Source organism: Roseomonas elaeocarpi, assembly GCF_042433915.1.
GTDB lineage: Bacteria > Pseudomonadota > Alphaproteobacteria > Acetobacterales > Acetobacteraceae > Roseomonas > Roseomonas elaeocarpi.
Genome location: NZ_JBHLUN010000005.1, coordinates 390,857 through 414,016 on the forward strand (window position 1 = coordinate 390,857; position 23,160 = coordinate 414,016).

Consider the following 23,160-nt stretch of genomic DNA (forward strand, 5'->3'; position numbering starts at 1 on the left):
CGGAAACACCCTCTGTGAATAATTTCGGCCGGAACCTCGCGCTCTGGGTCATCGTGGCGCTGCTCCTCGTGGCGCTGTTCAACCTTTTCCAACCCACGGGCACGAGCCAGAGCCGCGGGCAGCAGGTCGCGTATTCCGACTTCCTGAACGAGGTGCAGGCCGGTCATGTCCGTGACGTCCGCATCCAGGGGCGGATCGTGTCGGGCCAGCTGAGCGACGGCCGGAACTTCTCGACCTACACGCCGGAAGACCCGCAGCTCGTCCAGCGCCTGACCGACAAGGGCGTGCGCGTCGAGGCGCGGCCCGAGGACAGCGACGTCAACCCGCTGCTGCACTACCTGCTCAGCTGGTTCCCGATGCTGCTGCTGATCGGCGTCTGGGTGTTCTTCATGCGCCAGATGCAGGGTGGCGGCGGCCGGGCCATGGGCTTCGGCAAGTCCAAGGCGAAGCTGCTGACCGAAAAGCAGGGCCGCGTGACCTTCGAGGACGTGGCTGGCATCGAGGAAGCCAAGGGCGAGCTGGAGGAGATCGTGGAGTTCCTCCGCGACCCGCAGAAGTACCAGCGCCTGGGCGGCAAGATCCCCAAGGGCGTGCTGCTGGTGGGCCCGCCGGGTACGGGTAAGACCCTGCTGGCGCGCTCCGTCGCGGGCGAGGCCAACGTGCCCTTCTTCACCATCTCGGGCTCGGACTTCGTGGAGATGTTCGTGGGCGTCGGCGCCAGCCGCGTGCGCGACATGTTCGAGCAGGGCAAGAAGAACGCCCCCTGCATCATCTTCATCGACGAGATCGACGCGGTGGGCCGTCACCGCGGCGCCGGCCTGGGTGGCGGCAATGACGAGCGCGAGCAGACGCTCAACCAGATGCTGGTCGAGATGGACGGTTTCGAGTCGAACGAAGGCGTCATCCTGATCGCGGCCACCAACCGCCCCGACGTGCTCGATCCCGCGCTGCTGCGCCCCGGCCGCTTCGACCGTCAGGTCGTGGTGCCCAACCCCGACGTGAACGGCCGCGAGAAGATCCTGCGGGTTCACATGCGCAAGGTGCCGCTGGCCTCCGACGTCGATCCGAAGGTGATCGCGCGCGGCACGCCGGGCTTCTCGGGTGCCGACCTCGCGAACCTGGTGAACGAAGGCGCGCTGCTCGCCGCCCGCATGGGCCGCCGCACGGTGGGCATGCTCGAGTTCGAGCAGGCCAAGGACAAGGTCATGATGGGCGCCGAGCGCCGCTCGCTGGTGATGAGCGAGGCCGAGAAGCGCATGACCGCCTATCACGAGGCGGGCCACGCGCTGGTGGCGATGAACGAGGAGGAGTGCGATCCCGTCCACAAGGCGACGATCATTCCCCGCGGCCGTGCCCTGGGTCTGGTGATGTCGCTGCCGGAAGGCGACCGCTACAGCAAGCACAAGAGCAAGCTGAAGGCGGAGCTGGCCATGGCCATGGGCGGCCGTGTCGCCGAGGAGATCATCTTCGGCGCCGACAAGGTCTCCAACGGCGCTTCGGGCGACATCAAGATGGCGACCGACCAGGCGCGCCGCATGGTCACCGAGTGGGGCATGAGCGACAAGCTCGGCATGATCGCCTACGGCTCGAACGACCAGGAGGTGTTCCTCGGTCATTCGGTGACGCAGTCGAAGAACCTGAGCGAGTCCACGGCGCGCGAGATCGACAGCGAAATCCGCTCGATCATCGACGCCGCCTATGCCCGCGCCACCAAGGTGCTGACCGACAACATCGAGCACCTGCACGCCCTGGCGAAGGGTCTGCTCGAGCACGAGACGCTGTCGGGCGACGAGATCCGCACCCTGCTGCGCGGCGAGCCCATCGTCCGCAACCGTCCGGATGAGCCGGTGAACCAGGGTCGCGGCAGTGTGCCGAGCTCTGGCCGTCCGACCTCGCGCCCCAGCCCGGGGCCCTGGCAGAACCCGGCGCCCTCGGGCGCCTGAGGCCGGCGCCGCAGCAACGAGTCGATGAACGGGGGCCTTCGGGTCCCCGTTCTGCGTTCAGGGAAACGATATGAACGAATGGATCGAGCCGCTCGCGCTCGTGCACGGCGGCGCCGCGCGGGACGCGATCGCGGCCGGCAGCGGGTTGCCGCTGCGGGGCGTCGCGCACGCCTTCACCCTGGTGCGCGACCCCGCGAACGTCGTGCTGTCGGTGCGCGACCTTCCGGTCACGCTGCTCGACGCTGCGGCCTCGCTGGGCGAGGTGCTGCCCCCGGTGGCGGGACTGCCGGCGGACCGGGCGGCGGTGATGGGGATCCTCAACGTCACGCCCGACAGCTTCTCGGATGGCGGCCTCCATGCCACGCCGGAGGCGGCGATCGCCGCGGGACGTGCGATGCTGGCCGCCGGCGCGGACCTGCTCGACATCGGGGCGGAAAGCACGCGGCCCGGCGCCGCGCCGGTCACGGTCGAGGAGGAGTGCCGCCGCCTCATCCCCGTGGTGGAAGCCTTGGCGGGGGAGGGCATCGTCTCGGTGGACACGCGCCACGCCCTGACCATGCGCCGCGCGCTGGAGGCCGGCGCCCGGATGATCAACGACGTGGCCGCCCTGCGGGAGCCCGGGGCGCTGGAGGCGGTGGCGGGTTCCGAATGCGCGGTGGTGCTGATGCACATGCCCGGCCTCGACCCCGCCACCATGCAGGAACGAGCGCGCTACGACGACGTGGTGGCGGAGGTCGTGCGCTTCCTGGCCGAGCGGATTGCCGCCTGCGAGGCTGCCGGCATCGCGCGCCACCGCATCCTGGCGGATCCCGGGATCGGCTTCGGCAAGACGATGGAGCACGACCTGGAGCTGCTGCGCCGCCTGCCGGTGTTGCATGCGCTGGGCTGCCGGGTCCTGCTCGGCGCCTCGCGCAAGAAGTTCATCGGCCGCATCACGGGTGAGGCGGTGGCGGCGCGGCGGCTCGGCGGCAGCCTCGCCGTGGCGCTGGCGGGGGATGCGGCGGGGGCCTCGGTGATCCGGGTCCACGATGTGCCGGACACGGTGCAGGCCCTGCGGATGGTGGAGGCGATGCGCTGAACGGGGCGGATCGCCTTACTATCTTACTATCTTACTTCCTTACCGGGCTGCCGGTGCCCAACTCCGTCGGTATGGCAGCACGCCATCGCTGATGATATTCCTATAAGGCGGCGCGCTTCCCGGACGCAAGTATACCGTGGCGGTCGGGCGCGGTGATCCGCACCCGACCGCCACGCACCCGCGGCGCGGCCGACGCCCTATTCCCCCGCCACCGACACCGCGCGGCCGTCGCGCCGCATGGACAGCACCGTCAGCGCCAGGGCCACCAGCGCCAGCGCCGCGCCGAGCCAGGGGATGCGGTCGTAGCCGAGGCCGAGATGGATGACCTCGCCGCCCAGCCAGGCGCCGAGGGCGTTGCCGATGTTGAACACGCCCTGGTTCAGCGTGGAGGCGAGGTTGGGTGCGCCGCTCGCCTGGTCTACCACCCGCGTCTGCAGGGGCGAGATCAGCGCGAAGGCCAGGATCCCCCAGACCACCATGGTCGCCACCGCCGCGACCGGCTGCGCCACCGTCACGGTGAACACCGCCAGCACCGCCACCAGCACCGCGAAGATCCCGGCCACCGAAGGCATCAGCCGCCAGTCCGCCAGACGACCGCCCAGAATATTGCCCACCGTCAGCCCCAGGCCGAACAGCAGCAGCGCCACGGTGATGGCCTGGGCGCCGAGGCCCGCCTCACGCTCCAGCATCGGGGTGATGTAGGTGAAGACGCTGAACAGGCTGGCCGAGGACAGGGCGCTGATCAGCATCGCCAGGACCACCTGCGGACCGGCCAGGGCGCGAAGCTCGGCCAGGAGGCGTGCGGGCTGGGCGCGTAGGCCCGACGGCAGCCAGATGGCCAGCGCGGTCGCGGCCGCGATGCCGATCGCCGACACGGCCCAGAAGGTCGAGCGCCAGCCCAGCGCATGGCCCAGCGCCGTGCCCAGCGGCACGCCCAGGACGTTGGCCAGCGTGAGCCCCGAGAACATCAGCGCCACCGCCGAGGCACGGCGGTGCCGGGGCACCAGATCGGCCGCCACGATCGCGCCGGTGCCGAAGAAGGCGCCGTGGCAGAAGGCGGTGACCACGCGCGCCGCCATCAGCGTCCAGTAGCTCGGCGCCAGGGCGCAGAGGAGGTTGCCCAGGATGAAGATGCCCATCAGCCCGATCAGCGCCGTCTTGCGTGGCAGCCGGCCGGTCAGCACCGCCAGGATCGGGGCGCCCACCGCGACGCTCAGCGCGTAGCCCGTCACGAGCAGCCCGGCCGCGGGAATGTCCACGCCGAGGTCGCGCGCCAGGTCGGGCAGCAGGCCCATGATGACGAACTCGGTGGTGCCGATGCCGAAGGAGGCAACGGCCAAGGCCAGAAGAGGCAGCGACATGGGGCAGGGTTCCCGGCGGCACCACCTTGTTGCGATGCAGCATGGGCATACTGGACGGGTTTGCGCGGCCGCTTCAAGCATGGAAGGGAGCATGTCCGCCACCCGTCTGGCTCGTGCGGGTGCTGGAGCCGCCGGGACAGGCGGTTCGCGGCGGCCGGTTCACCGCCGGCCCATTCGGCTGCAGCATGTCCGACTTACTTACATTGCCGTAACCTGTCCTGGTTGTTCTGATCCCAGGCCCTTGGCCATAAACGATTTTCTCCCGTGGCACGGGAGTTGCGGTGGCTGCTCCGCAACATCTGTCCAGGGGGAGCTTCCATGAAACGTCTTCTCACGGCAGTGCTGGCTGGTCTCCTTGCGGCGGGCGGCGCGTCGCCTGCCTCGGCCAATGTCGTCTTCACCTTCACGCAGACCGGCATGGCAACGCCGGCGGCCGGCACGCCGGAGGCGGAGCCGACGGTGTTCACCACCCTGGCGCTGGAGGTGACCGACGGGGCCTACGCGGCGGGCCTGAACCTGCAACAGAGCAGCACCGGGCTGAGCCCGCCCTTTGCCAGCGTGCCCGGGCTGGTCGGCCTGAGGCTGCACGTCGACGGGATCATCAACCCGATCGACTACGGCTTCGATGAATTCATGGCGCCGGTTTCCCCCCTCAGCGGCGTCGCCAGGGAGATCAGCCTGCTGAGCGATCCGGGCAGCCTCCTGGCGGGCCAGATCCACGTCAACACCTCCGAGCACGAGGTCTGGCTGTTCTTCGACGGTACGGCCGGCGCGAGCGGAACCTTCGCCACCGATTCCGGCGGCGGGTGCTTCTTCGGCCCGCCCTACTGCTCCTTCACCGGCGGCCTGACCAGCACCGCCACCACCGATCCCCGCACCGTCAGCGTTCCGGAGCCCGCCTCGCTCGCGCTGTTCGGCAGCGCGCTCCTGGGGCTCGGCGCGATCCGGCGGCGCCGCAGGCCGCGGGACTGACGCGGGACGGGTGCCATCGGCGAAGCGCTGCCGCCGCCGGCAAGCCTCGCGCGATCCGCCCCTGACCCGTCAGGCGACCGGCCGCTTCTCCGGCCTCGTTCAGCGGCGCCGCAGGTCACGGGATGGACGCGGGGGGGGGGGCGCGCCGGCGAGGCGCTGTCGCCGGCGGCGAGCCTCGCGCTTCTTCTCCGGCCGGTCAGGCAATGGGGCGCTTTTCCAGCTTCCGCGCCAGGGTGCGGCGGTGCATGCCCAGGCGCCGCGCCGTTTCCGAGATGTTGAAGCCGGTTTCCACCAGCATCTCGTTGATGCGCTCCCATTCCAGCATCTTGATGGTGGCGGTCGGGCGGTTGGACACCAGCGCGTCGGGATCGCCGCCGACCTTGTCGAAGGCGGCCTCGATGTCGTCGGTGTTGGAGGGCTTGGCCAGGTAGTGGCAGGCGCCGAGCTTGATGGCCTCCACCGCGGTGGAGATGCTGGCGAAGCCGGTCAGCACCACGATCCGCATCTCGGGGTCGCGGGCATGGAGGGTTTGCACGCAGGGCAGGCCGGAGGCGGTGCGGAGCTTCAGGTCCACCACCGCGTATTCCGGCACCTCGACCTGCAGCATCTCCTCGAGTTCCTCAGGCCCCGCCGCGACGCGGACGCTGTAGCCGCGCCGCTCGAAGGAGCGCTGCAGCGTGCGGGCAAAGGTGGCGTCATCCTCGACGATCACGAGGGAGCGCGGGTGATCCAACGCGGGTCTCCTTCAGTGCGCGGGGGCGAGGGGAACGAAGAGCCGGACCTCGGCGCCTCCCTGTGACAGGTTGGTGGTCTCGACCCGGCCGCCAAGCCTGCGCGCCACGGTGACCACCAGGAACAGGCCGACGCCGTGGCCCTCGCCCTTGCTGGAGCGGTGGAGCTGGCCGAAGTGCCGCAGCATCGCCGGCGCGAAGCCGGGGCCGTGGTCGCGCACCGCCAGCACCAGCATCTCCCCGTCCTGGGTGGCCGCGAGATGGACCAGCTGCGGCGACACGTCGGCCGCGTTCTCCAGGAGGTTCCACACCGCTTGGCGCAAGGCCGGGTCGGCCATCACGGCGCTGTCCTCGATCGCCTCGGCGCTCAGGTCCAGGGTGACCGCGGGGTGCGCGGCGCGCCAGCCTTCCGCCAGTTCCTCCACGAAGGACTGGGCGTCCACGATGCCCATGGCCTCGCTCCGCGGCTCACCGGCCGAATGGAGGATGTCGGTAACGATGGATTTGCAGCGCTGCACCTCGGCCTGCATCTCGCGCAGCTCGCCCAGCAGCTCCGGGTCACCGGCCAAGCGGGGCATCCGCTGCCAGTCGCTCAGGATCACCGACAGGGAGGCGAGGGGGGTGCCGAGCTCATGCGCGGCACCCGAGGCGAAGAGGCCCATGCGCACGATGTTGTCTTCCTCGGCCGCGTGCCGGTTCATGTCGGCGAGGTAGGCGTCGCGCGCCCGCAGGTTGCTGCTGATGCGGGCCATGAACATCACCAGCAGCGTCGCCACCAGCATGAAGCTCAGCCACTGGCCCAGGGCGTGGAGCGTGGCCTCGTCGTGCACCGCGCCCTCGGGGAAGACGAGCCGGCGGTAATGCACGGTCAGCAGGGCGTAGCAGCCCGCCGTCACGGTCGCGAGAACCCAGACCAGCCAGGTCCGCAGCAGGATTGCCCCCAGCACCACCTGCACGAGGTACAGGGCGATAAAGGGGTTGCTGGCACCACCGCTGAAGTAGAGCTGGATCGTCAGCAGGGCGACGTCGAACAGCAGCGCCAGCAGGAACTCGACATTGGTGATGCGGTGGCGGCCGAGCGCCACCTCGCTGACGAGGTTGGTGAGGGCGAGCACACCCACCACCGCCAACAGCTCCCGCGTCGGTAGCGCCACGCCCAGGCCGAAGCGGACCACCATGATGGTGGCGAACTGCCCCACCACGGCCAGCCAGCGCAGCTGGATCAGCTGGCGCATGTTATCGGTGGCGATGGCCTCGGGCGCGGCGCCCGGAAGGGGCGCCGGACGCCAGCGGCGGGTCAGGGCGAGGAGGGGCCTGTCCATCAACCGTGGTCTGGCGCGGGCCGCCTGGCCCACAGCATCCACAATCCGAACAGGCTGAGTGCGGCCAGACAAAACCAGGTAATCGCGTAAATCAGGTGCGTGTTGCGGAACGCTACCACGGTCAGGCCGCCGACGGGATAGCCGCCGGGATTGGGCGTGCCATCCGCGTCGATGAAATAGGGCGCCACGGGCCCGAGCCCGCGCGAGGCCGCGATGGCGGCCACGTCGCGCGAGAACCATCGGTCGTTCGCGGGATCGTTGCTCCGCAGGAAGGCGCCGCCGGGCTCGGAAGGGCGCAGCAGGCCGGTGACCGTGGCGGGGCCGTCCGAAGGGGATTGGGAGCGGGTGGCCGGGTCGCGCCGGTCGGTCGGCACGAAGCCGCGGTTGACCAGAACGGTCCAGCCATCGGCGGTGCGCAGCGGGGCCAGGACCCAGAAACCCGGCCCGGCCTCGGTGACCGCCTGCACCAGCGCTTCCTGCGGCAGGAAGGTGCCGGTGGCGCGGACATGGGCATAGGCGTTGTCGTCGGGGCGGAAGCCCGGCCAGGTGTCGGGGCCGGGGGCCGGTTCGGCCGCCGCGTGGATGCGGCGGTCGACGGTGGCGATCAGGTCCAGCTTCCAGGTACGGCGCTCGACCTGCCAGACGCAGAGCGCCAGGAACAGAACCGTCGCTGCGACCAGCAGCGCGGACAGCAGGCCCCGCTTCGCCGCCGGTCGCATTGCCATGGCCGTCACCCCCCCGCGGGGGGCATCGTCATGGCCGGCATCATGTTCGTGTTCAGGTGGTACATGATCCAGATCGAGCCGCCGAGCACGATGCCCACGATCACCACGGTGAACACGAAGGAGATCAGCGTCCATCCGCCTTCCGACTTGGTGTCGAGATGGAGGAAGTAGCTGATGTGGACGACGATCTGCACCACCGCGCAGGCGAAGATGATCAGTGCCGTCCAGGTCCGGCTGGGCAGGACCTCGCCCATCACCAGCCAGAAGGGGATGACGGTGAGGACGACCGACAGCAGGAAGCCGGTCATGTAGGTGCGGCGCGACCCGTGGCCATGGGTGTCCCCATGGCTGTGCAGGTCATGCCCGTGCCGGTCCGGCCCTTGCTGGCCGTACCCCTGCGGCGGGGTGGACGAGGGGTTGTAGGGCACGCTCAACGGATCACTCCGAACAGGTAGATGAAGGTGAAGACGCCGATCCAGATGATATCCAGGAAGTGCCAGAACATGCTCAGGCACATCAGGCGGCGCTTGTTCTCGGCCCCGATCCCGTAGATCGCGACCTGGACCAGCATCACGAGGATCCACAGCAGGCCGAAGCTGACGTGGAGGCCGTGGGTGCCCACCAGCGTGAAGAAGGCCGACAGGAAGGCGCTGCGCTGCGGCGTGGCGCCTTCGGCGATGAGGCCGGCGAACTCATGCAGCTCCACCGCCACGAAGCCCGCGCCGAACAGGAAGGTGATGACCAGCCAGAGCTGCGTCATCCCCTTCTTGCCTTCCTCCATCGCGATCATGCCCATGCCGAAGGTGATCGAGGAGATCAGCAGCAGGGCGGTGTTGAGTGCCACGAGTGGGAGCTCGAACGCCTCGTGCGGCGTCGGACCCCCGGCGTAGCTGGTGCCCACCACGCCGAACACGGCGAAGAGGGCGGCGAAGATGAGCGCGTCGCTCATCAGGTAGATCCAGAAGCCCAGCTGCGTGGCGCCGTCGCCGTGGGCGTGGTCGTGATCCTCCCCCTCGGCGAGGTGGTAGGCGCGCGGGTCCGGCCCGTCGTGGGCGGGGTTCATGGCCTGTGCCGACATCTCAGGCTCCCGTCGTCACCTGAGCGCTCTCGCGCTCACGTCGAGCCACCTCGTCCACGGGGATGAAGTAGTCGCGGTTGTAGTTGAAGGTATGGCCGATCGCCACGACCAGGATGCCCACGAAGCACAGGGCGGCCAGCCACCACATGAACCAGATCATGCCGAAGCCCATGCCCATCGCCAGGATCGACAGGTAGACGCCGGTGCCGGTGTTGTGGGGCATGTGGATGGGCTTGTAGCCCTCCATCGGCTTCTTATAGCCGCGCGACTTCATGTCGTACCAGGCGTCCAGCTCGTGCACCACGGGCGAGAAGGCGAAGTTGTAGGCCGGCGGGGGCGAGGAGGTCGACCACTCCAGCGTCCGGCCACCGTTCCAGGGGTCGCCCGTCAGGTCGCGGGTGCGGTTGCGGTGCACGACGCCCATCACGATGCTCATGATGTTGCCGAAGATGCCGACCGCGATGATCAGGGCGCCGATTAGGGCCACGATCTCCCAGGGCTGCAGGGAGAAGTCGTCGAAGTGGCGGACGCGGCGGGTCTGGCCCATCAGTCCGGTGACGTACATCGGCGTCCAGGCCACCCAGTAGCCGATCACCCAGCCCCAGAAGGCCACCTTGCCCCAGAACTCATCGAGCTTGAAGCCGAAGGCCTTGGGGAACCAGTAGGTGATGCCGGCGAACATGCCGAACACCACGCCGCCGATGATGACGTTGTGGAAGTGCGCCACCAGGAAGGTGGAGTTGTGCAGCACGAAGTCGGCCGGGGGCACCGCCAGCAGCACGCCGGTCATGCCGCCCACCGTGAAGGTGAGCATGAAGGCCACGACCCACATCATCGGCAGCTGGAAGTCGATCCGGCCCCGGTACATGGTGAAGAGCCAGTTGAAGATCTTCACGCCGGTCGGGATCGAGATCACCATCGTGGCGATGCCGAAGAACGAGTTGACGCTGGCGCCCGAGCCCATGGTGAAGAAGTGGTGCAGCCACACCAGCCAGGACAGGATGGTGATCACCACGGTCGCGTAGACCATGGAGGAATAGCCGAAGAGCGGCTTCTTGCTGAAGGTCGAGGAGATCTCGGAATACACGCCGAAGGCCGGCAGGATCAGCACGTAAACCTCGGGGTGGCCCCAGATCCACACCAGGTTCCAGTACATCATCGGGCTGCCGCCCAGGTCGTTGGTGAAGAAGTTGGTGCCGATGTAGCGGTCCAGGCTCAGCATCGCGAAGGTGGCGGCCAGGATCGGGAAGATCGCCACCACCAGCACGTTGGAGCACAGCGCCGTCCACACGAAGATCGGCATCTTCATCATGGTCATGCCAGGGGCGCGCATCTTGATGATCGTGGCGACCATGTTGATGCCCGACAGCGTTGTTCCGACGCCTGCTATCTGGAGTGACCACAGGTAGTAGTCCACGCCCGTGTCGGGGCTGAACTCCAGGCCCGAAAGCGGCGCGTAGTTCAGCCAGCCAGTGCGCGCGAACTCACCGATGAAGAGCGACATCATCACCAGGATGCCGCCCGCCACCGTCAGCCAGAAGCTGAGGTTGTTCAGGAAGGGGAAGGCCACGTCGCGCGCGCCGATCTGCAGCGGCATGACGAAGTTGATCAGCCCCACCACGAACGGGATCGCCACGAAGAAGATCATGATCGTGCCGTGCGCGGTGAACACCTGGTCGTAGTGGTGTGCCGGCAGGAAGCCTTCGCTGGAGCCGAAGGCGAGTGCCTGCTGCGTCCGCATCATCAGCGCGTCGGCGAAGCCACGCAGCAGCATGACGATGCCGAACACGATGTACATGATCCCGATCTTCTTGTGGTCCACGCTCGTGAACCACTCCTTCCACAGGTATCCCCAAAGCCGGAAATAGGTGAGGGCGCCCAGGAGGGCGAGGCCGCCCAGCGCCACACCGGCGAAGGTGACGAGCAGGATCGGCTCGTGGATTGGGAAGGATTCTAATGTGAGACGGCCGAATACCGTCTTCAGGAGACTATGCTCTGCCATGATCCGATCCGGAGATGGAGCCTCTTCCCGCGCGAAGGGCGCGGGAAGGAGCAGTGAAAGGGTCGTTGGTCGGTCGCCGCACGGCGACTAGTTGTTGGTGGCCGGCTGGTTGGGGCCGTTGGGACCCTGGGGCGAGCCAATGTTCGGGCCGGTACCCTTTTCCTCGGGCTCACGCATCAGGGCGCCGTCGGGACGCGCCCCAGGCATCGGCATGCTGCCGTGCGAGGGCGGGTTGCCGCCGCCGACGTGGCTGCGCGGATCGCCGCCGCCGCGCTGCATGTCGCTCGCCATGGTGGCGTTGGCGCAGGGGCGGCCGGCCTCGACGCAGCGGTTCAGCGCCCGGTCGTACAGCCCGGCTTCGACCGTGCCGAAGTGCATGGCCGGCACCCGCTCGCTCGGCTTGGCGAGCTCGAGGTACTTGGCCGCGGTCAGCGCCTCGCCCGCCTTCACCTGCTGCACCCAGCCGTTGAAGCCGTTCTGGTCCATGCCCACCGTCTTGAAGCGCATGTAGGAGAAGCCCGCGCCGGTGTAGTTGGAGGACTGGCCCCAGCTCTCGCCGGGCTGGTTCAGCACCGCATGGAGTTCCGACTGCATGTTGGGCATGGCGTAGATCATCCCCGCCATGGTCGGCACGTAGAAGGTGTTCATCTGCGTGTTGGAGGTGATCGAGAAGTGCACCGGCACGTCCACCGGCAGCGCCAGCTCGTTGATCGTGGCGATCCCCTGCTCGGGGTAGATGAACAGCCACTTCCAGTCGAGCGCCACCACCTGGACCTCGAGCGGCTTGGTGCCGGCGGCGACCGGACGGCCGGGCGCGATGCGGTCCAGCGGGCGGAAGGGGTCGAGCAGGTGCGTGCTGGACCAGGTCACCGCGCCCAGCGCGATGATGATCAGCAGCGGGCAGGCCCAGACCACCAGCTCCAGCGACATGGAGTGGTCGAAGTCGGGATCGTACTTGGCCCGGGTGTTCGTGGCCCGGTAGCGCCAGGCGAACACGACGGTCAGTATCATCACCGGGATGATGATGATCAGCATCAGCCCGGTGGAAATCAGGATCAGGTCGCGCTGCTGCACCGCGACGTCGCCCGTCGGGTTCATGACCACCATGTTGCACCCGGTGAGCGCGAGCATGAAGGGGAGCGCGCATAGGCGCAAAAGGAGCTTCATCACCACCGTCACGTGTCCACGCATGGCGCGGCCCATAACGGCCCCCTCGCGGGTGCAACATTGGACATTTTGTCCAATCCCCGCGGCATCGCCATTCGGGCAAGAGGCGGCCCATCTATGGAGAGGACCGGGCACGCGGGTCCGGACCGGAATAGGAATGCGTCGATGAGTGATTCAACCGCCGCGAGCTCGACACCGCTGGAGCGGGACGCCCGGCTCGTCAACGCGCGCGAGCACCACGTCTCGCCGGGCGAGATCGCCATCGGGGTGATCGTTGGGCGGACGAGCGAGTTCTTCGACTTCTTCGTGTACGCCATCGCCTCCGTGCTGGTGTTCCCGTCGTTGGTGTTCCCCTACGTCGACGCGCTCACGGGCACGCTGTACTCCTTCGCCGTCTTCCCGGTGGCCTTTATCGCACGCCCCTTCGGTTCGCTCATCTTCATGGCGATCGACCAGAAGCACGGCCGCGGCGTGAAGCTGACCATCGCGCTGTTCCTGCTCGGCGGCTCCACCATGGCGCTGGCCTTCCTGCCCGGCCATGATCAGATCGGCGCCGCCTCGGTCGTGCTGCTGGCTTTGTTCCGAATCGGACAGGGCGTGGCGCTGGGAGGCGTCTGGGACGGGCTGCCCTCGCTGCTGTCGCTCAATGCCCCGCCGGAGAAGCGCGGCTGGTACGCCATGATCCCGCAGCTCGGCGCGCCGCTGGGCCTGCTGGTGGCGGCCGGCCTCTTCGCCTTCTTCCTGGTGACGCTGTCCGACGAGGACTTCGTGGACTGGGGCTGGCGCTATCCCTTCTTCGTGGCCTTCGCGATCAACGCCGTGGCGCTGTTCGCCCGGCTCCGCCTGGTGGCGACGCCGGAGTTCACGCGCCTCTACGAATCGCGTGACCTGCAGCCCGAGCCGGTGGGCGAGACGCTGCGGCACGAAGGTCGCACCGTGGTGCTCGGCGCCTTCGCCCCGCTGGTGAGCTTCGCGATGTTCCACGTCGTGACCGTGTTCCCGCTGTCCTGGGCGGTGCTGTTCAACCATGAGGAGCCGCAGCACTTCCTCCTGATCGAGATGCTCGGCGCCGCGGTGGGCGTCGTGGCCGTGGCGCTGTCCGGGCCGATCGCCAACCGGATCGGCCGCCGCACGCTGCTCGGCTCCTCGGCGGTGCTGATCGGCGTCTTCGCCGCCCTGGCGCCCCGGCTGCTCGGCCAGGGGCAGCACGGCGAGATCATCTACATGACGGTGGGCTTCCTGCTGCTGGGGCTGGCCTTCGGACAGTCCTCGGGCGCCATCAACTCCTCCTTCTCGGCCAAGCGCCGCTACACGGGTGCCGCCATCACCTCGGACCTCGCCTGGCTGATCGGCGCGGCCTTCGCGCCGCTGGCGGCCCTGCTGCTGTCCAGCAACTTCGGGCTGCTGGCGGTGGGGCTCTACCTGCTGTCCGGCGCGGTCTGCACGCTGGTGGCGCTGGGCCTCAACCGCGAATGGGCCAGCAAGACCAACTGAGCACCGGGACTTTCCGGCGCGGTTTTGGAGCGGCGGCGGGGGTTCACCCGCCGCCGTTTTCATTCCGGCTGAGGAAGCCGGTGACGGCGGCCTTGACCCTGTCGGGCCGTTCGAGATGGAGCCGGTGGCTCGCGCCGTCGACTATCCTCAGTTCCCCAGGGTCGCACAGTTGCAGCCCGGCTTCGGCGATGTGCCACTCCCGGACGGCCTCATTCCCGGCTCGGAGGATCAGGGCCGGCGACACGAGGAGGGCCGGCTCCTCGCCGCGTCGCTGCCCGTCGATTCCGGGCGGGACCCCTGCCATCACGAACGGTTGACGCCGGCCCGTCCGGCGTGTTCTCGGGCGCCCTCGGCGCCTTTGCCCCTCCGGTTTGAGTTTCCATGATCCGCCTCGACAACATCAGCAAGCAGAACGGCCAGCAGCTCCTCTTCATCGAGGCTTCCGCCGCGCTCCAGCGGGGCGAGAAGGTGGGCCTCGTGGGGCCGAACGGCGCCGGCAAGTCCACGCTGTTCCGCATGATCACCGGGAGCGAGCTGCCCGACGAGGGGCAGGTGATGGTGGATCGCGGCACGGCGATCGGCTTCTTCAGCCAGGATGTCGGTGAAATGTCAGGCCGATCCGCCGTGGCCGAGGTGATGGAAGGAGCAGGTGCGGTCAGCGAGGTGGCGGCCGAGCTGCGCGAGCTGGAGGCGGCGATGGCCGATCCGGAGCGCATGGACGAGATGGACAGCATCATCGAGCGCTTCGGCGAGGTGCAGGGCCGTTTCGAGGAGATGGGCGGCTACGCGCTGGACAGCCGGGCGCGCGAGATCCTGGCGGGGCTCAGCTTCTCGCAGGAGATGATGGAGGGCGACGTCGGGCAGCTGTCGGGCGGCTGGAAGATGCGCGTGGCGCTGGCGCGCATCCTGCTGATGCGGCCCGACGTGATGCTGCTGGATGAGCCGAGCAACCACCTCGACCTCGAAAGCCTGATCTGGCTGGAGAACTTCCTGCAGAACTACGACGGCGCGCTGCTGATGACCTCGCACGACCGCGAGTTCATGAACCGCATCATCAACAAGGTGGTGGAGATCGACGGCGGGTCGCTGACCTCCTACTCGGGCGACTACGAGTTCTACGAAGCGCAGCGCGCGATGAACGAGCGGCAGCAGCAGGCGCAGTTCGAGCGCCAGCAGGCGATGCTGGCCAAGGAGATCAAGTTCATCGAGCGCTTCAAGGCGCGGGCCTCGCACGCGGCGCAGGTGCAGAGCCGGGTCAAGAAGCTCGACAAGATCGAGCGGGTGGAGCCGCCCAAGCGGCGTCAGTCGGTGAGCTTCGACTTCCCCCCGGCGCCGCGCTCGGGCGACGACGTGGTGAACCTGCGGGGCGTGGCGAAGCGCTACGGCAGCCGCGTGATCTATGACGGGCTGGACCTGCTGGTGCGGCGGCGGGAGCGCTGCTGCGTACTGGGCGTGAACGGCGCGGGCAAGTCCACGCTGCTGAAGCTGGTGACCGGCTCCACGGCGCCGGATTCGGGCACGGTGTCGATGGGTGGCAGCGTGAAAATGGGCTACTTCGCGCAGCACGCGATGGACCTGCTGGATGGCGAGCGCACCGTGTTCCAGGCGCTGGAGGACGAGCACCCGCGCGCCAGCCAGGGATCGCTCCGCGCGCTGGCGGGCTGCTTCGGCTTCTCGGGCGACGAGGTCGAGAAGCGGGTGCGCGTGCTCTCGGGCGGCGAGAAGGCGCGGCTGGTGATGGCGCGGATGCTGTTCGACCCGCCGAACTTCCTGGTGCTCGATGAGCCGACCAACCACCTCGATGTGGCCACCAAGGAGATGCTGATCGCGGCGCTGCAGGACTACGAGGGCACGATGCTGTTCGTGTCGCACGACCGGCACTTCCTGGCGGCGCTGTCGAACCGGGTGCTGGAGCTGACGCCCGAGGGCATTCACCAGTACGACGGGGGATATACCGAGTACGTGGCGCGGACCGGGCAGGAAGCGCCGGGGCTGCACGCCTAGGCGCTGCGCCTTACGGCCCGAACAGGTTTCGGGCCCAGTCGATGGCGGCGCGCATGCCGCCGTCGTGCTGCACCAGCAGCACCGCGTCTGGGTGGAAGTCGTGCAGCACCACCTGGCGCAGCGTCGTGCGCTGTGACGGGGTCATGCGCTCGAAGGCCAGGTTCAGGTGCAGCACCTGTCCGGCATAGGCGCCGACGAAGTCGGACACGCGGGCGCCGAAGGAGTCCGAGATCAGCAGCAGGCGCGGCCCTTCGCCGGACAGGCGTTCGGTCAGCGTCAGCTCGTTGATGGCGGTGGCGACGGGCAGCAGCGCCGGCAGGCAGGGTGCGTTGTAGCAGACGCGCAAGCCACCGCCCGCGTGCAGCGGCACCAGCGCGGCGTGTTTCGGCGTGAGGCCGGGCATGAACTGCGTCAGATCGCTGTCCCGCGGGATCACGGTAGTGGGCAGAGGTTGCAGCAACGGCAGGCCGAGACGCTCCGCCGCCAGCGCGGCCACGCGCTGCCCGGCCTGGCCTTCCCAGTGGAAGTCCTTGGCGGGGTAGGGGTTCTCGCCCTCCCGCTGCATGGCAAACAGCGCGTCCTGCGGCACCATCACCATCTTGGCCAAGTCGGGCGCGCGCTCGTTCAGCGTGGCGGCGACGGCCTGCGCCACCGGCATCCAGCCGGCACATCGGGCGCGCAGCCAGCCCGGCAGCGCGTCGCGGTCCAGCACGGGCGAGGTCGGTATGCCGAGATAGAGCACGCGCGGCGCCACCGTCCGCATGTCGCGCAGCAGCGTGGCCAAGCCGTCCGCAGCCTGGTGCAGCGCCGCGTCGGTCATTCCCACGCCGCAACTCTCGTCGATCAGGCTAAAGGCGTGTCCGGGGACGTGGCTGTTGAGGAAGAAGCGGCCGCCCTGTCCCGCTGTGAGCTGGTCGGAGGTGAACTCGCCGAACAGTCCGTAGCGCAGGCGGCCGTTCCAGCGCAGCAGGAGGTTGCGCAAGCCGAAACGGTCGTTCGCCAGTGCCGTCAATTGGGCCGGCAGCGCTTCGGCTTCGGCTCGGGTGGTCGGCCACGGCGGTGGGGCCGCGAGCACGCGGTTTTCGGAGAGTGCTCCACTCGGCTGCCAACCGAGAGCCGCTGCCAGGGCGGGCAGGCAGAGCGCCGCCAGGAAGCAGGTGATCAGCAGGCAGTCGAGCCCGTTGCCGCGACGGTGCATGCGACGACCCTCAGAAGCGGAAGTAGATGAAGGGATTGTGCGTGCCGCTGGCCAGCGCCGCCGCTGTGACCGTCAGCAGTACCAACCCGGCCACGAAGCGCAGGGCGAGCACCGCCTCGCCCAGGCGGGGCAGGCGGGTGATGCCGGCGGCGGTGGCGTAATTCGTGTCGCGCTTCCAGGCCACCAGCGCCACCGCGACTGCCAGCGCTGTCCAGACCGAGGGTCCGGCGTAGCGCTGCACCGGCATGGCGAGCAGCCCCGGGGTGCCGAAGCCGGTCATGGCGGCCAGCATCTGCCCGGCATGTCCCAGCGTGTCGGCGCGGAAGATCACCCATCCGACCAGCACCACCAGCAGCAGGTAGGCGTGCCGGAGCGCGGCGGGCAGGCGTGCGCCCCAGGCGGACAGCCCGGGCATGTGGCCGGCAGCGCGCTCCAGGATCAGGAAGAGCCCGTGGTAAAGTCCCCAGACCACGAAGGGCCAGGCCGCGCCGTGCCATAATCCGCAGAGCGCGAAGACGATCAGGAGGTTGGCATAGGTGCGCCACGCCCCGGCGCGGTTGCCGCCGAGCGGGATGTACAGGTAGTCCCGGAACCAAGACGACAGCGACATGTGCCAGCGGCGCCAGAAGTCGGTGACGGAGCGCGCCGTGTAGGGCCGGTTGAAGTTCGGCGGCAGGCTGAAGCCGAGCATGTGGCCGAGGCCGATGGCCATCGTGGTGTAGCCGGCGAAGTCGAAGAAGATCTGCACCATGTAGCAGACCGCGCCGAGCCAGGCGACGGCGGCGGTCAGGGCTTCCGGCGGCAGGGCGAAGATCTGGTCGGCCGGAAGCGCCACGGTGTTGGCGATCAGCACCTTCTGCGCCAGCCCGACGACAAAGAGCTCGATGCCCATGCGGAAGCGGGCGGGCTCGATCCTGCGGTCATTGATCTCGTGGGCGATCTGGCGATAGCGCAGGATAGGCCCGGCGATCAGCTGCGGGAACATGGTCTTGTACATCGCGAAGCGCGGCAGGCTCGGCTGGGCGCGCACCTCGCCCCGGCGGATGTCCATCAGGTAGGAAATGCCCTGGAAGGCGAAGAAGGAAATGCCGAGCGGCAGCGGGATCGCCGGCACCTGCGGGGGCGGCCATCCCGCCGCGCGGGCCAGCACGTCGACCTGTTGCATGAAGAAGCCTGCGTACTTGAAGCCTGCCAGCAGCAGGATGTTGGCACTGACGCCGATCGTCAGCAGGGCACGGCCGAGCGGCGGCGAGGCGCGTTCCAGCCGCAGTCCCAGCCACCAGTTCATGACGATGAAGACCAGCAGCAGGCCGATGTAGAAGGGTTCGCCCCAGGCGTAGAATACTAGGCTGCCGGCGATGATGACCCACATGCGCGCCGGTGGCAGTGCCAGGTAGATCAAGAGGAACAGCGGCAGGAAGTAGAACAGGAAGACGATCGAACTGAAGGCCAAGGCGCCGCTCCGCTGCGCCAGCGGCGCACATGGCGCCTGTCGCGCCCCCCGATCCGTGTTTCTAGCCACAACCGATGTGGTGAGCCAGAGGACAACTGCGAGTGGATCAGGCGGAACGGCACCGTGTGCGCAGTTGCGGATGCCGCGAGTGCAACCCTCTTCATGAGGACGGGACGCTGTGGCGGGGCTGCCCCACCTGTGTCGGCGCGGCGGGGAGGGCGCGGGGCGATCCGAGATGGCCAGGGAGGCTCTTGCTGCCTGGGTCCGCCGTGCTCGTTGCCGGCAGCATGGCATTCGCCGCCATGGACCGGGTGGGCGCCACACGGTAGGCTCCACGGCTGTTTTCTTCCCCACGGAGCCCGCGACGCCATGAGCAAACCCGCTTCCGCCGCGCCGGCCGCGCGCAAGCTGTTCGGCACCGACGGGGTGCGGGGCGTGGCCAACCGGGCGCCGATGGACGCCGCCACCGCGCTGCGGCTGGGCCAGGCGGCGGGGCAGTTCTTCAACCGCGGCGGGCACCGGCACCGCGTCGTGGTGGGCAAGGACACGCGGCTGTCGGGCTACATGCTGGAGCCGGCACTGACGGCGGGCTTCGTGGGTGCCGGCATGGACGTGGTGCTGGTGGGGCCGCTGCCGACGCCGGCCATCGCGATGCTCACGCGCTCGCTGCGGGCGGACCTGGGCGTGATGATCTCGGCCTCGCACAACCCCTACGAGGACAACGGCATCAAGCTGTTCGGCCCGGACGGGCTGAAGCTGAGTGACGCGCAGGAAGGCGCGATCGAGGCGCTGATGGCGGGCGACCTGACGGAAGCCCTGGCCGCGCCGGCGCGGCTGGGCCGCGCCAGCCGGCTGGAGGACGCGCCGGGCCGCTACATCGAGGCCGCCAAGAGCGCCTTCCCGAAGGGGCTGACGCTGTCGGGCATGCGCATCGTGGTGGACTGCGCCAACGGCGCCGCCTACCGCGTGGCGCCGACGGTGCTGTGGGAGCTGGGGGCCGAGGTCGTGCCGCTCGGCGTGGCGCCGGACGGGTTCAACATCAACAGCAACTGCGGCTCCACCGCGCCGGCGCGCATGGCGGAACTGGTGCGCGAGCGGCGCGCCGACCTGGGCATCGCGCTGGACGGCGACGCCGACCGGCTGGTGATGTGCGACGAGGGCGGCAACATCGTGGACGGCGACCAGATCCTGGCGCTGATCGGCGAAACCTTCGCGGCGCAGGGACGGCTGCGGGGCGGGTCCGTGGTGGCGACCGTGATGAGCAACCTCGGGCTGGAGCGGCGCCTCGCCTCCAAGGGCATCGGGCTGCAGCGCACCAAGGTCGGCGACCGCTACGTGGGTGAGCGGATGCGCGAGAGCGGCTGCAACGTGGGCGGCGAGCAGTCGGGGCACCTGATCCTGTCGGATCACGGCACCACCGGCGACGGGCTGGTGGCGGCGCTGCAGGTGCTGGCGGCGATCACCGAGGAAGGCCGGCCAGCCAGCGCCGTGTGCCGGCGCTTCGAGCCGCTGCCGCAGAAGCTGGTGAACATCCGCCACGCCGGGGGGGACCCCTTGTCGGACCCGGCCGTGTCGGACGCGATCCGGGCGGCGGAGGCCGAGCTCGGCAGCCGTGGCCGCGTGCTGATCCGCCCGAGCGGCACCGAGCCGCTGATCCGCGTCATGGCGGAGGCCGAGGAGGAAAGCGTGGTGGAGGCGGTGGTGACGCAGCTGGCCGACACGATCCGCGCCGTGGCCGCGGCACCCCGCCGCGAGAGCGCCGCGAAGGCGGAGACCGGTGTCGGGGCCGGCAGCGAGGGCGGCACGCCTTGAAGGGACGGGTGCTGATCGTCGCCGGATCGGATTCCGGCGGCGGGGCAGGGATCCAGGCCGACATCAAGACCGTCACGGCGCTGGGTGGCTATGCCGCGACCGCGATCACCGCGCTGACGGCGCAGGACACGCGCGGCGTCCGCGCCGTCCACGCCGTGCCGCAGGATTTCCTGCGCCTGCAGATGCGGATGAGCTTCGAGGATATCGGCGCCGACGTGGTGAAGACCGGCATGCTGGCCGATGGCGAGACCATCGAATCCGTGGCCGACGTGATGGCGAGCCACGGGCAGGGCGTGCCGCTGGTGCTGGACCCGGTGATGGTGGCCAAGGGTGGCTCGCGGCTGCTGGCGGCCGATGCGGTGGAGGTGCTCAAGCGCCGGCTGCTGCCCTTCGCCGCGCTGATCACGCCCAACCTGCCGGAGGCCGAGGTGCTCTCGGGGCGCGAGATCCGCGACCTCGACGGGATGCGCGCGGCGGCGGAATCGATGCTGACGCTGGGCGTGCCGGCGGTGCTGCTCAAGGGCGGCCACCTGCCGGGCGCGCGGCTGTTCGACCTGCTGGCGACCGAGGACGGGGTGGAGGTCTTCGAAGGGCCGCATCTCGAAACGGTGCACACCCACGGCACCGGCTGCACGCTGGCCAGCGCGATCGCCACCGGTCTGGCGCAGGGGATGGGCTTGCGCGACGCGGTGTTGCGGGCCAGGCGCTACGTGCTGGCGGCGATCCGCCATGCCCCGGGCTACGGCGAGGGACACGGACCGCTGGACCACGGCGTGACCGTCGATCCGGAAAGGATCCCGGCATGACGCTGCGCGCCTTTGTGGTGGACGCCTTCGCCGAACGCCCCTTCGAGGGCAATCCGGCGGCGGTGGTGCCGCTGGAGCGCTGGCTGCCCGACGCCGTGATGGGGCGCATGGCGGCCGAGCACAACCTGAGCGAAACGGCCTTCCTGGTACCCGACGGCGAGAACCAGTGGCACCTGCGCTGGTTCACCCCCACCGTGGAGGTGGAGCTCTGCGGCCACGCCACGCTGGCCACGGCGCATGTGCTGGCCACCGAGTACGGCGTCGCGGGCACGATGCGTTTCTGCACCGCGTCGGGGATGCTGCGGGTGGAACAGGAGGCGGGGCGCTACGTGCTCGACTTTCCGGCGCGGATGCCGGTGCGGGCACAGGCGCCGGCGGGGCTGGCGGAGGCGCTGGGCGCCGAGCCGGCGGAGGTCTGGAAGGGGCGCGACTGGTTCTGCGTCTTCGCCGACGCCACGACGGTGCGGGCGCTGCGGCCGGACCACGCGCGCATCGCGGCGCTGCCCGACGGGGACGGTACGGCGGCGCGGGTGATCGTGACCGCGCCCGGCGACGACGGGGTGCACGACGTGGTGTCGCGCTTCTTCGCCGCCGCCGTCGGCATCCCGGAAGACCCGGTCACCGGCGTGGCGCATACCCAGATCCTGCCCTTCTGGGCCGCGCGGCTGGGCCGGACGGAGCTGGTGTGCCGCCAGGCCAGCCGGCGCGGCGGCACGCTGTGGTGCGCGCTGCGCGGCGACCGGGCGCGCATGGGCGGGACGGCGGCGCTCTACGCGCGCCTGGAGATCGCTTCGCCGCTGAGCGGCCTGGACGGCTGAGCGGCGGCCTTGTCGGCATCGGCGCGGGCCTCGGCCTCGGCGGCGTTGAGGTGCTCGCCGCCTTCCAGGCGTTCCTCGATGTAGGTCATCCTGATCACCGTCATCGCCACGGCGGTGAGCGGGGCGGCCAGCACCACGCCCAGGATGCCGGCCACGGTGCCCATCACGGTCTGCGAGATCAGCAGCAGCGCCGGCGGCAGGTCGGTGGTGCGCTTCTGCACCAGCGGCGTCAGCACGTTGCCTTCCAGCATCTGCACCAAGAAGTAGACGCCCAGCGCCCAGGGCACCAGCGAGGGTTCCTTGCCCAGCGCCATCAGCGCGGCGGGCACGGCGGCCGAGATGGCGCCGATATAGGGCACGAAGCTGGTCACCGCGGCGATGGCGCCCAGCAGCCCCGACAGCGGCACGCCCAGCGCCCAGAGGCCCAGCCAGATCAGCACGCCGTTGAACACCATGGCGCACAGGGCGCCGAGCAGCCAGCCGCGCAGCGAGGCGCCGGCCGCGTCGAGCACGTGCATTCCCCTGGCGCGCAGGTCGGGCGACAGGAAGGCGATCGAGCCGCGGCGGTAGAGCGAGGGTTCCGCCGCCAGGTAGAGCGCGAGCAGCACCATCAGCACCACGTTGCCGATGGCACCCACCGTGCCGAAGATGCCGGAAGCGGCCACGCCGGCGGCACTTTCGCCCACAGAGGACATCAGCTGCTCGGGCTGGAACTTGTTGATCTGCCCCTGGATCCACGGATAGTTCGACAGGGAGTCCTGCAGCGAGCGCAGCGCCTGCGGCACCTGCTGCGCGAAGGCCTGGGCCTGCTCGGTGAGCGGGCCGATCGCGGCCCAGATCCCCAGGCCGAAAACCACCACGATCAGCAGCGCCACGACCAGCACGGCCCAGCCTCCGCTGAGGCCGGTCTTCACCACGATGGGGGCGGCCAGCGCGCGCAGCGCCACGGCCAGGAGGGCGCCTGCAAATGCGATCAGCAGGGCGTTGGGAACCAGCCAGCACAGCAGCACGAAGGCCACCAGCAGCACGGTGATCGAGAGGGTCGAGCGGGTCATCGGGGGCGCAACGGGGCCCGCAGGGCGCGGTTGCAGCGGCGGCGTGGCACGTAAACGTCAGCGTGGCCGCCACGACACGGCGGCAAAATGGGCGGGTGCCGCCTTCGGGCCTTGCGCCGCGGCCACGCCGGGGGCAGTCGC

At 69.4% G+C, this 23,160-nt stretch carries 20 protein-coding genes; 8 read left to right on the forward strand and 12 right to left on the reverse strand.

The window, feature by feature from the left end:
* Positions 1-14: 14 nt before the first annotated feature.
* Complete coding sequence (gene ftsH / locus ACFFGY_RS07470) at positions 15-1,943, forward strand: ATP-dependent zinc metalloprotease FtsH (RefSeq protein ID WP_377043826.1); 1,929 nt, start codon at positions 15-17, stop codon at positions 1,941-1,943.
* Between the two features lie 70 nt (positions 1,944-2,013).
* A complete protein-coding gene (folP, locus tag ACFFGY_RS07475) occupies positions 2,014-3,021 on the forward strand; it encodes a dihydropteroate synthase (protein WP_377043827.1) in 1,008 nt (335 codons plus the stop codon).
* A gap of 197 nt (positions 3,022-3,218) precedes the next feature.
* Here folP and ACFFGY_RS07480 read toward each other — a convergent pair whose 3' ends face one another.
* Complete coding sequence (locus ACFFGY_RS07480) at positions 3,219-4,382, reverse strand: MFS transporter (RefSeq protein ID WP_377043828.1); 1,164 nt, start codon at positions 4,380-4,382, stop codon at positions 3,219-3,221.
* Positions 4,383-4,700: 318 nt separating this feature from the next.
* Between ACFFGY_RS07480 and ACFFGY_RS07485 the strand changes: the two genes are divergently transcribed.
* Positions 4,701-5,354, forward strand: a complete 654-nt coding sequence (locus ACFFGY_RS07485; RefSeq protein ID WP_377043829.1) for a PEP-CTERM sorting domain-containing protein — start codon at positions 4,701-4,703, stop codon at positions 5,352-5,354.
* Between the two features lie 196 nt (positions 5,355-5,550).
* Here ACFFGY_RS07485 and ACFFGY_RS07490 read toward each other — a convergent pair whose 3' ends face one another.
* From ACFFGY_RS07490 to cyoA, 7 genes are all read right to left on the reverse strand, one after another.
* Positions 5,551-6,087, reverse strand: coding sequence for a response regulator transcription factor (locus ACFFGY_RS07490; protein WP_377043830.1), 537 nt, complete (start codon positions 6,085-6,087; stop codon positions 5,551-5,553).
* Positions 6,088-6,099: 12 nt separating this feature from the next.
* A complete protein-coding gene (locus ACFFGY_RS07495) occupies positions 6,100-7,407 on the reverse strand; it encodes an ATP-binding protein (protein WP_377043832.1) in 1,308 nt (435 codons plus the stop codon).
* A complete protein-coding gene (locus ACFFGY_RS07500; protein ID WP_377043833.1) occupies positions 7,407-8,132 on the reverse strand; it encodes an SURF1 family protein in 726 nt (241 codons plus the stop codon). Before ACFFGY_RS07500 ends, ACFFGY_RS07495 begins: the two co-directional genes overlap by 1 nt.
* Before the next feature lie 5 nt (positions 8,133-8,137).
* Positions 8,138-8,560, reverse strand: a complete 423-nt coding sequence (cyoD, locus tag ACFFGY_RS07505; protein WP_456316153.1) for a cytochrome o ubiquinol oxidase subunit IV — start codon at positions 8,558-8,560, stop codon at positions 8,138-8,140.
* Between the two features lie 2 nt (positions 8,561-8,562).
* A complete protein-coding gene (gene cyoC, locus ACFFGY_RS07510; protein WP_377043834.1) occupies positions 8,563-9,210 on the reverse strand; it encodes a cytochrome o ubiquinol oxidase subunit III in 648 nt (215 codons plus the stop codon).
* A 1-nt stretch (position 9,211) separates the two neighbouring features.
* Positions 9,212-11,212, reverse strand: coding sequence for a cytochrome o ubiquinol oxidase subunit I (gene cyoB / locus ACFFGY_RS07515; protein ID WP_377043835.1), 2,001 nt, complete (start codon positions 11,210-11,212; stop codon positions 9,212-9,214).
* An 87-nt stretch (positions 11,213-11,299) separates the two neighbouring features.
* Positions 11,300-12,343 carry a ubiquinol oxidase subunit II gene (gene cyoA, locus ACFFGY_RS07520; RefSeq protein WP_377043836.1) on the reverse strand — a complete coding sequence of 348 codons (1,044 nt, stop codon included), beginning with the start codon at positions 12,341-12,343 and terminating at the stop codon, positions 11,300-11,302.
* Positions 12,344-12,544: 201 nt separating this feature from the next.
* Here cyoA and ACFFGY_RS07525 point away from each other — a divergent pair, with 201 nt between their 5' ends.
* A complete protein-coding gene (locus tag ACFFGY_RS07525) occupies positions 12,545-13,873 on the forward strand; it encodes an MFS transporter (protein WP_377043837.1) in 1,329 nt (442 codons plus the stop codon).
* A gap of 43 nt (positions 13,874-13,916) precedes the next feature.
* On the opposite strand, the gene ACFFGY_RS07530 is transcribed toward ACFFGY_RS07525, so the two are convergent.
* Positions 13,917-14,117 (reverse strand): alpha/beta fold hydrolase, encoded by a 201-nt coding sequence (locus ACFFGY_RS07530; protein ID WP_377043839.1) that lies wholly within the window; start codon positions 14,115-14,117, stop codon positions 13,917-13,919.
* 137 nt (positions 14,118-14,254) lie between these two features.
* Between ACFFGY_RS07530 and ACFFGY_RS07535 the strand changes: the two genes are divergently transcribed.
* Positions 14,255-15,877 carry an ABC-F family ATP-binding cassette domain-containing protein gene (locus ACFFGY_RS07535; protein ID WP_377043840.1) on the forward strand — a complete coding sequence of 541 codons (1,623 nt, stop codon included), beginning with the start codon at positions 14,255-14,257 and terminating at the stop codon, positions 15,875-15,877.
* Positions 15,878-15,887: 10 nt separating this feature from the next.
* On the opposite strand, the gene ACFFGY_RS07540 is transcribed toward ACFFGY_RS07535, so the two are convergent.
* Positions 15,888-17,075, reverse strand: a complete 1,188-nt coding sequence (locus tag ACFFGY_RS07540) for a hypothetical protein (RefSeq protein WP_377043841.1) — start codon at positions 17,073-17,075, stop codon at positions 15,888-15,890.
* Positions 17,076-17,085: 10 nt separating this feature from the next.
* Complete coding sequence (locus ACFFGY_RS07545; RefSeq protein ID WP_377043842.1) at positions 17,086-18,528, reverse strand: MBOAT family O-acyltransferase; 1,443 nt, start codon at positions 18,526-18,528, stop codon at positions 17,086-17,088.
* A gap of 369 nt (positions 18,529-18,897) precedes the next feature.
* Between ACFFGY_RS07545 and glmM the strand changes: the two genes are divergently transcribed.
* The 3 genes from glmM to ACFFGY_RS07560 are packed head-to-tail and all read left to right on the forward strand — an operon-like array spanning position 18,898 to position 21,964.
* Entirely contained in the window at positions 18,898-20,340 is a 1,443-nt protein-coding gene (glmM, locus tag ACFFGY_RS07550; protein ID WP_377043843.1) for a phosphoglucosamine mutase, read from the forward strand.
* Complete coding sequence (thiD, locus tag ACFFGY_RS07555) at positions 20,337-21,146, forward strand: bifunctional hydroxymethylpyrimidine kinase/phosphomethylpyrimidine kinase (RefSeq protein WP_377043844.1); 810 nt, start codon at positions 20,337-20,339, stop codon at positions 21,144-21,146. The genes glmM and thiD overlap by 4 nt, the downstream gene beginning before the upstream one ends.
* Complete coding sequence (locus ACFFGY_RS07560; protein WP_377043845.1) at positions 21,143-21,964, forward strand: PhzF family phenazine biosynthesis protein; 822 nt, start codon at positions 21,143-21,145, stop codon at positions 21,962-21,964. Before thiD ends, ACFFGY_RS07560 begins: the two co-directional genes overlap by 4 nt.
* Here the strand turns inward: ACFFGY_RS07560 and ACFFGY_RS07565 are convergent.
* Positions 21,916-23,019: an AI-2E family transporter gene (locus ACFFGY_RS07565; RefSeq protein WP_377043847.1), complete on the reverse strand. Its 1,104-nt coding sequence runs from the start codon at positions 23,017-23,019 to the stop codon at positions 21,916-21,918. The two genes, ACFFGY_RS07560 and ACFFGY_RS07565, sit on opposite strands and share 49 nt — an antisense overlap.
* Between the last annotated feature and the right edge of the window lie 141 nt (positions 23,020-23,160).

Excerpts from the sequence above, each read along its gene's own strand:
- folP (WP_377043827.1), top strand. The coding sequence starts at position 2,014 with ATGAACGAATGGATCGAGCCGCTCGCGCTCGTGCACGGCGGCGCCGCG.
- ACFFGY_RS07480 (WP_377043828.1), bottom strand. The coding sequence starts at position 4,382 with ATGTCGCTGCCTCTTCTGGCCTTGGCCGTTGCCTCCTTCGGCATCGGC.
- ACFFGY_RS07485 (WP_377043829.1), top strand. The coding sequence starts at position 4,701 with ATGAAACGTCTTCTCACGGCAGTGCTGGCTGGTCTCCTTGCGGCGGGC.
- ACFFGY_RS07495 (WP_377043832.1), bottom strand. The coding sequence starts at position 7,407 with ATGGACAGGCCCCTCCTCGCCCTGACCCGCCGCTGGCGTCCGGCGCCC.
- ACFFGY_RS07500 (WP_377043833.1), bottom strand. The coding sequence starts at position 8,132 with ATGGCAATGCGACCGGCGGCGAAGCGGGGCCTGCTGTCCGCGCTGCTG.
- cyoC (WP_377043834.1), bottom strand. The coding sequence starts at position 9,210 with ATGTCGGCACAGGCCATGAACCCCGCCCACGACGGGCCGGACCCGCGC.
- cyoB (WP_377043835.1), bottom strand. The coding sequence starts at position 11,212 with ATGGCAGAGCATAGTCTCCTGAAGACGGTATTCGGCCGTCTCACATTA.
- cyoA (WP_377043836.1), bottom strand. The coding sequence starts at position 12,343 with ATGCTCGCGCTCACCGGGTGCAACATGGTGGTCATGAACCCGACGGGC.
- ACFFGY_RS07525 (WP_377043837.1), top strand. The coding sequence starts at position 12,545 with ATGAGTGATTCAACCGCCGCGAGCTCGACACCGCTGGAGCGGGACGCC.
- ACFFGY_RS07535 (WP_377043840.1), top strand. The coding sequence starts at position 14,255 with ATGATCCGCCTCGACAACATCAGCAAGCAGAACGGCCAGCAGCTCCTC.
- ACFFGY_RS07540 (WP_377043841.1), bottom strand. The coding sequence starts at position 17,075 with ATGCACCGTCGCGGCAACGGGCTCGACTGCCTGCTGATCACCTGCTTC.
- glmM (WP_377043843.1), top strand. The coding sequence starts at position 18,898 with ATGAGCAAACCCGCTTCCGCCGCGCCGGCCGCGCGCAAGCTGTTCGGC.
- ACFFGY_RS07560 (WP_377043845.1), top strand. The coding sequence starts at position 21,143 with ATGACGCTGCGCGCCTTTGTGGTGGACGCCTTCGCCGAACGCCCCTTC.
- ACFFGY_RS07565 (WP_377043847.1), bottom strand. The coding sequence starts at position 23,019 with ATGACCCGCTCGACCCTCTCGATCACCGTGCTGCTGGTGGCCTTCGTG.